Here is a 6498-nt window from a genome sequence, read left to right as displayed (position 1 = left end):
GTACGCAACCGCCCCCACCACCAACACCCCCGCGCCCACGACCACCGACACCCCGGGCAGTGAGAACGCCAGCACCACACACCCGACCAGCCCCACCACCGGCACTACCCGCGCCGCTGGCGCCGAAGACAGCGTCCAGGCCGACGCGTTGGCCACGGCGTAGTACGCCAGCACACCGAAGGAGGAGAACCCGATCGCGCCCCGCACGTCCACCGTGGCGGCCAGGACCGCGACCACCGCACCCACGGCCAGCTCCGCCCGGTGCGGCACCTGGAACCGCGGATGCACGGCGGCCAGCGCCCCCGGCAGGTGCCGGTCCCGCGCCATGGCCAGCGTCGTCCGTGACACCCCGAGAATCAGCGCGAGCAGCGAACCCATAGCGGCTACGGCCGCGCCTACCCGCACCACCGGCACCAGCGAGGGCACCCCGGCCGCCCGCACCGCGTCGGCCAGCGGCGCCGTGGCGTTGCCGAGACCGCCCGGTCCGAGTACCGAAAGGACGGCCACCGCCACAGACGCGTACACCGCCAGTGTGATGCCCAGCGCCAGCGGGATCGCACGCGGAATGGTGCGCGCCGGATCCCGCACCTCCTCGCCAAGTGTCGCGATCCTTGCGTACCCGGCGAAGGCGAAGAACAGCAGGCCTGCCGCCTGCAGCACCCCGTCCGCCCCGCCCGAGACCCCGATGTCGAGCCGCCCGGCATCGGCCTCACCCGACACCAGACACGCGACCACCACGGAAGCGAGGAGAGCCAGGACCAGCGCCACGATCACCCGCGTCAGCCACGCGGACTTCTGGACACCGCCGTAGTTCACCGCGGTCAGCGCCACCACGGCCGCGACCGCCACCGCATGCGCCTGCTCCGGCCAGACATACGTGCCCACGGTGAGCGCCATAGCCGCACAGGAGGCCGTCTTCCCCACCACGAACGACCAGCCGGCGAGATACCCCCAGAACTCCCCGAGCCGCTCCCGCCCGTACACATAAGTGCCGCCCGAGGCCGGATACAGGGCGGCGAGATGAGCCGACGACATGGCGTTGCAGTATGCGACCACCGCGGCGACGGCCAGCCCGAGGAGCAGTCCGGAGCCGGCCGCGTGCGCGGCCGGCGCGAGAGCGGCGAAGATCCCGGCCCCCACCATCGACCCGAGTCCGATGACGACGGCGTCGCCCACGCCGAGGGTGCGGCGCAGTCCGGGTCCGGAGGCTGTCATGCGTCGCACCCTACTGATCAGTGCAACCGGCGGATGGGGCCACGGCGTCTTCTCCACCAAGACGGCGTGAAGATGCGGGGCAAAGAGGCCGCGCTCGGCCGCCCGACGTACGACGTACGGGCCCGGTCTGGCCGAAAGCAAGATCACATGGCCGGGACAGTGCGGGCACAGCGTGAGAGGGCAGGTTCACGGCATGACCATCATCAGCTGGATCATCCTGGGACTGTTGGCCGGAGCCATCGCGAAGTTCCTGCTGCCGGGCCGCGACCCGGGCGGCCTGATCGGCACGACCCTGATCGGCATCGCGGGCGCCTTCATCGGCGGTTGGATATCGGCTCGCTGGATGGACCACCCGATCACCAAGGGCTTCTACGACGGTGCGACCTGGGCAGCGGCGATCGGCGGATCGCTCATCCTGCTGATCGCGTACCGGCTCCTGTTCGGCAACTCCCGCGACTAAGGGCACCACAGACCGGCCGAGCCGCCGACCAGCCGAGCCACTGACGACAGCCGGCAGCAGAAAGCCAGCAGTCAGCAGCCGGCGGCCGGCAGTCGGCAGCGAGCAATTGAAAAGGGTGGACACCGCGGGCGCCCACCCTTCCCAGTATCCGTGCGGGCTGCGTAAGCCCGAGGGCCGGACCTACCGGTAGTTCACGAACTGCAGGGCGAAGTCGAAGTCCTTGCCCTTCAGCAGGGCAATGACGGCCTGCAGATCGTCACGGTTCTTGGAGCTGACGCGCAGCTCCTCGCCCTGCACCTGCGCCTTCACGCCCTTGGGGCCCTCGTCGCGGATGGTCTTCGCGACCTTCTTGGCGTTCTCCTGGGAGATGCCCTCCTTGATCGACGAGAAGATCTTGTACTCCTTGCCGGAGAGCTGGGGCTCGCCTGCCTCCAGAGCCTTCAGCGAGATGCCCCGCTTGATCAGCTTGGACTGGAAGACGTCGAGGATGGCCTTCACCCGGTCCTCGGAGTTCGCCTCCATGAGGATCTGCTCACCGGACCACGAGATCGAGGCACCCACGCCCTTGAAGTCGTAGCGCTGCGAGATCTCCTTGGCGGTCTGGTTGAGTGCGTTGTCGACCTCCTGCCGCTCGACCTTCGAGACGATGTCGAAACTGGAGTCGGCCATGTCCTGTGGCTCCTTGTATCGGGGTGCGTATCGTGCGTACCGGCGTATGGGGGCGGTCGCAGGGCCCGTTCAGTTCCCGGGCCGCATCCGGCAAGCCTAGTCACCCGTGGCCCTCCGAGCGCCGATCAATCGGGTGGCGGAGCACCCCTCCGCATCGGGTATTGTTTACGTCGTTGCCACGGAGCGCCGCGGAAAAGCGGCTCGACGGGCAGCAAACCCCGGCGGTGTGCCCGAGCGGCCAAAGGGAGCAGACTGTAAATCTGCCGGCTCAGCCTTCCCAGGTTCGAATCCTGGCGCCGCCACACTGGGGAAGACCCCCTCCGAACTGCGGAAACGCAGAGCGGAGGGGGTCTCTTCGTTGTGCTGAGGTGGCGTCCGGCCGGGCTCGGAGAGCGCTGAACCCCTCCGCGTACAGCCCATCGGGCCCTCCCGGAGCCGAGCCGGAGAGCCTTCCGTGATGAAGGTCATAAAGAGCTGCCCTTTGGCCGTCGGCCCGCCTCGCACCCCTCTCCGGCCACTGTCCCGCCGCGCCTCACGGCAGCGGCCCCGCCCGACGAACTGGCGATCCGAGGGCATGAACGCGTCAGATAGGCTGCCGCCCTTTCCACAGGCGGCCGCCCATTCCCGCGGCATGCTCTTGATGAGGTGTGAATGAAAGCAGGCAGACGGACTGTCGCGGTGGCCACGCTCGTGGGGGCGCTGGGGCTCTCGGTGCTGAACGCGCCGGCGGCTCAGGCGGCGGATACCGGTATCACCGTGTCGGGGATCGTCATCAACAACGGCAAGCCGATCGTCGTCGGCACGGCGAAGGAGGTGGAGCCGCCCATCAGTTTCGACATCGCCCTGCCTTCCGGCTACACCACCTCCGACCCCTCCCGCTACGACGCTTACCCCTTCCTCTACCGGGGCACGATCAAGACGGCGGCCGACACAGGCCAGAACTTCATCCAGCCGGGCAGCTACACCTGCTACGAGACCGACTCCAAGCACGCTCACTGCGAGGGCAACCTCTACATCGACCCGCACCCGAGCCAGGAGCACGTCGACTCCAACAGCGACGCCACGACCTGGAAGGTCGGCGTCTCGCTGAAGCTGTGGAAGGCCGACGGCGGCCTCAAGACCGGGGAGCTGGAGACGCGCTCCGCGACGGCCCAGCTCAAGCGCGCGGCCAAGGCCACCACCAACGCCTCGCCGGAGCCGGTCACCAAGGGCAAGCCGATCACCGTCACGGGCAAGGTGACCCGCGCGAACTGGAGCACGAAGAAGTACGACGCCTACAGCGGCCGTACCGTCAGCCTGCAGTTCCGCGCCAAGGGCACCGACAGCTACAAGACGCTGAAGAAGGCCACCACCAGCAGCACCGGAGGGCTGAAGACCACGGTCTCGGCCTCGGTCGACGGCTACTACCGCTGGGTGTACTACGGCAACTCCACGACCGGCGTCGCCACCAGCGCGGCCGATTACGTCGACGTACGCTGACGCCTTTCGACGGGCCCCTTTTCAACTGCGGAGAGGCAGTTGAAAAGGGGCCCGTTGCTTTGTGTTGTGCCGTTACCCCGAATGAACGGGTGGGCGCGGCAACAGGCATGGATGTCACTACGGTGTTCAGTGCGATGCGCGGAGCGAGGAACGCACAACGCACACCGCACAACGCGGAGAGCGGGACGCCGAGAAAGAAGAGGGAGAAGATGACCGGGATGCGCAGGGCCGCGGTCGCCCTCGGAGACACCCTTTTCGCCTGGGCCGGACCGCACCCGCCGATGCCGCCGCCCTACCAGGAGTCGCCCTACCAGGAGTCGCCCTCCTGGCCCCTGCCGGCGCCCGGGCCGGTCCAATCCCGGGACAGCACCCCTCACACCCGCCCGGACCAGGTCCGTGACGGTACGGCGGCCAAGGTCGTCGACGCCGTCAACCGGCAGCGCGCCCACGCCGATTGCAGACCCCTGCGGCTCCGCAGTTCTCTCAACCGCGCCGCCCAGAGGCACAGCGCCGACATGGCCCCGGCGCAGCGCCTCACCCACACCGGCAGCGACGGCAGCAGCCCGGCCGCGCGGATGCGGGACGCCGGTTACCACCCCGGCTACATTGCCGAGAACATCGCCGCAGGTCCCGGCACCCCCGAGTCCGCCGTCCGCACCTGGATCGACAGTCCCGAGCACCGAGACATCATCCTGACCTGCCGTTACATCCACGCGGGCGTCGGCGTCGCGAACGGCCGCGGGGGACCCTGGTGGACGCTGGACCTAACCACCGGTTACTGAGCCGGGCACAGCCTTTCCGCGGTACATCACATAAGGGCGCATCACATAAGGCCCCTTTCCACAAGGAAAAAGAGGAGGGGGCAAAGGAAAGGCAAGGAGTCATCCACTCCTTGCCACTCTCAACATATAGCGCATGGGGGGCCTTGCGGCAAGGCCCCCGTTGTGCCGCAAAATCTCCGACCTGAAGCCGGAAACAGGCGAAAACTGGGGTCTGCCTTGATTGATGTGATCATTGCCGGCGGTGGTCCGACCGGAATGATGCTGGCCGGAGAACTACGACTGCACGGAGTCGATGTGCTCGTGCTGGAGAAGGAGGTGGTGCCGCCCCCGCACGTACGCGCGCTCGGCCTCCACGTACGCAGCATCGAGGTGCTGGACCAGCGCGGTCTGCTGGAGCGGTTCCTCGCTGAGGGCAAGACGCACCCGGTGGGCGGTTTCGCCGGCCTCACCAAGCCGTCACCCGACTCGCTGGACACCGCACACGGGTATGTCCTCGGCATCCCACAGCCCGTCACCGACCGCCTCCTGGCCGAGCACGCCGCCGAACTCGGCACCGAGATCCGGCGCGGCAGCGCACTGGTCGGGCTGAGCCAGGACAGCGACGGCGTGACCGCCGAACTGGCCGACGGCACGCGCCTGCGCTCCCGCTACCTCGTCGGTTGCGACGGTGGCCGCAGCACGGTGCGCAAGCTGCTCGGCGTCGGCTTCCCCGGCGAGCCCTCCAGGGTCGAGACGCTGCTGGGCGAGATGGAGTTGACCGCGTCGCGGGAGGAGCTGGCGGCCGTGATGGCCGAGGTCCGCAAGACCCATTTCCGGTTCGGGGCCATGCCGTTGAAGAACGGGGTGCACCGGGTCATCGTGCCCGCCGAGGGAGTGGCCGAGGACCGCACGGCCCCGCCGACCCTCGATGAGTTCAAGCGGCAGCTGCGGAAGTTCGGCGGCACCGACCTTGGCGTGCACTCCCCGCGCTGGCTCTCCCGTTTCGGTGATGCCACCCGGATGGCCGAGCGCTACCGCGTGGACCGTGTCCTGCTGGCCGGCGACGCCGCGCACATCCACCCGCCGACCGGCGGGCAGGGGCTCAACCTCGGCATCCAGGACGCGTTCAACCTGGGCTGGAAGCTGTCCGCCGAACTGCGCGGCTGGGCACCGGAGGGCCTGCTGGACAGCTACCACAGCGAACGCCACCCGGTGGCCGCTGCTGTGCTGGACAACACCCGTGCGCAAATGCAGCTGCTGTCGCCCGAACCGGGCCCGCAGGCTGTGCGTCGGTTGCTGGCGGAGCTGATGGACTTCGAGGAGGTGAACCGGTACCTGGTCGAGAAGATCACCGCGATCGCCGTCCGCTACGACTTCGGGGAAGGCCACGAACTGACCGGCCGGAGGCTGCGGGACGTGCGGTTGCGGCAACGAGGCCGCCTCTACGAGCAGATGCGCGGCGGCCGCGGACTGCTGCTCGACCAGACCGGCGGCAGGCTCTCGGTGGCGGGCTGGTCGGACCGGATCGACCACGTCGTGGACGTCGGCGAGGAACTCGACGTGCCCGCCGTGCTGCTACGACCGGACGGCCACGTGGCCTGGGTCGGCCTGGACCAGCGGGACCTGGTCGACCGGCTGCCGCGGTGGTTCGGAGCGGCAACCGGCTGAGCGAGCTTTGAACGGCCGATGGGCGCAGGGCGGTCGGAACACCTCACCACCCACCCCACCCGCGCCTACTCCCCGGCGTGTGCGAGTTCGATGTTGTAGTCGCCCACGCCCGCGCCCGGGGGGGGGTGCCTCTATGTCTTTCGTCAAGCGAGGCGTGGGGTTCGGGGTTCGTAGATGGTGCCGTCGCGGAGCATTGCGAACAGCACGTTGATGCGCTGTCGGGCCAGGCGGAGAAGTGCCTGGGTG

The 6498-nt window shown here is 68.8% G+C and carries 6 protein-coding genes and 1 tRNA gene; 5 read left to right on the top strand and 2 right to left on the bottom strand.

Going from position 1 to position 6498, the window contains the following annotated elements; all coding sequences use genetic code 11:
- On the bottom strand, positions 1 to 1215 hold a 1215-nt coding region (locus tag K4G64_RS37670), incomplete at its 3' end, for an APC family permease (protein WP_221760370.1).
- Between the two features lie 193 nt (positions 1216 to 1408).
- On the opposite strand from K4G64_RS37670, the gene K4G64_RS37665 reads away from it, so the two are divergent.
- A complete protein-coding gene (locus K4G64_RS37665) occupies positions 1409 to 1675 on the top strand; it encodes a GlsB/YeaQ/YmgE family stress response membrane protein (protein WP_221760369.1) in 267 nt (88 codons plus the stop codon).
- Between the two features lie 180 nt (positions 1676 to 1855).
- Here the strand turns inward: K4G64_RS37665 and K4G64_RS37660 are convergent, their stop codons facing one another.
- Complete coding sequence (locus tag K4G64_RS37660) at positions 1856 to 2344, bottom strand: YajQ family cyclic di-GMP-binding protein (protein ID WP_221760368.1); 489 nt, start codon at positions 2342 to 2344, stop codon at positions 1856 to 1858.
- A 220-nt stretch (positions 2345 to 2564) separates the two neighbouring features.
- Here K4G64_RS37660 and K4G64_RS37655 point away from each other — a divergent pair.
- The 4 genes from K4G64_RS37655 to rox all read left to right on the top strand — a co-directional run bounded on the left by K4G64_RS37655 (position 2565) and on the right by rox (position 6252).
- Positions 2565 to 2646: transfer RNA gene (locus K4G64_RS37655), tRNA-Tyr, on the top strand.
- 349 nt (positions 2647 to 2995) lie between these two features.
- Positions 2996 to 3823 (top strand): hypothetical protein, encoded by an 828-nt coding sequence (locus K4G64_RS37650; RefSeq protein ID WP_221760367.1) that lies wholly within the window; start codon positions 2996 to 2998, stop codon positions 3821 to 3823.
- 209 nt (positions 3824 to 4032) lie between these two features.
- Positions 4033 to 4605 (top strand): CAP domain-containing protein, encoded by a 573-nt coding sequence (locus tag K4G64_RS37645; protein ID WP_221760366.1) that lies wholly within the window; start codon positions 4033 to 4035, stop codon positions 4603 to 4605.
- A gap of 216 nt (positions 4606 to 4821) precedes the next feature.
- Positions 4822 to 6252, top strand: coding sequence for a rifampin monooxygenase (gene rox, locus K4G64_RS37640; RefSeq protein WP_221760365.1), 1431 nt, complete (start codon positions 4822 to 4824; stop codon positions 6250 to 6252).
- The last annotated feature ends 246 nt before the right edge of the window (positions 6253 to 6498 follow it).

The sequence above is a fragment of the Streptomyces sp. WAC04114 genome (assembly GCF_019733245.1).
Lineage (GTDB): Bacteria > Actinomycetota > Actinomycetes > Streptomycetales > Streptomycetaceae > Streptomyces > Streptomyces massasporeus_A.
The sequence above is the reverse complement of the archived record's forward strand: the minus strand, read 5'-3'. Positions and strand labels throughout refer to the sequence as shown.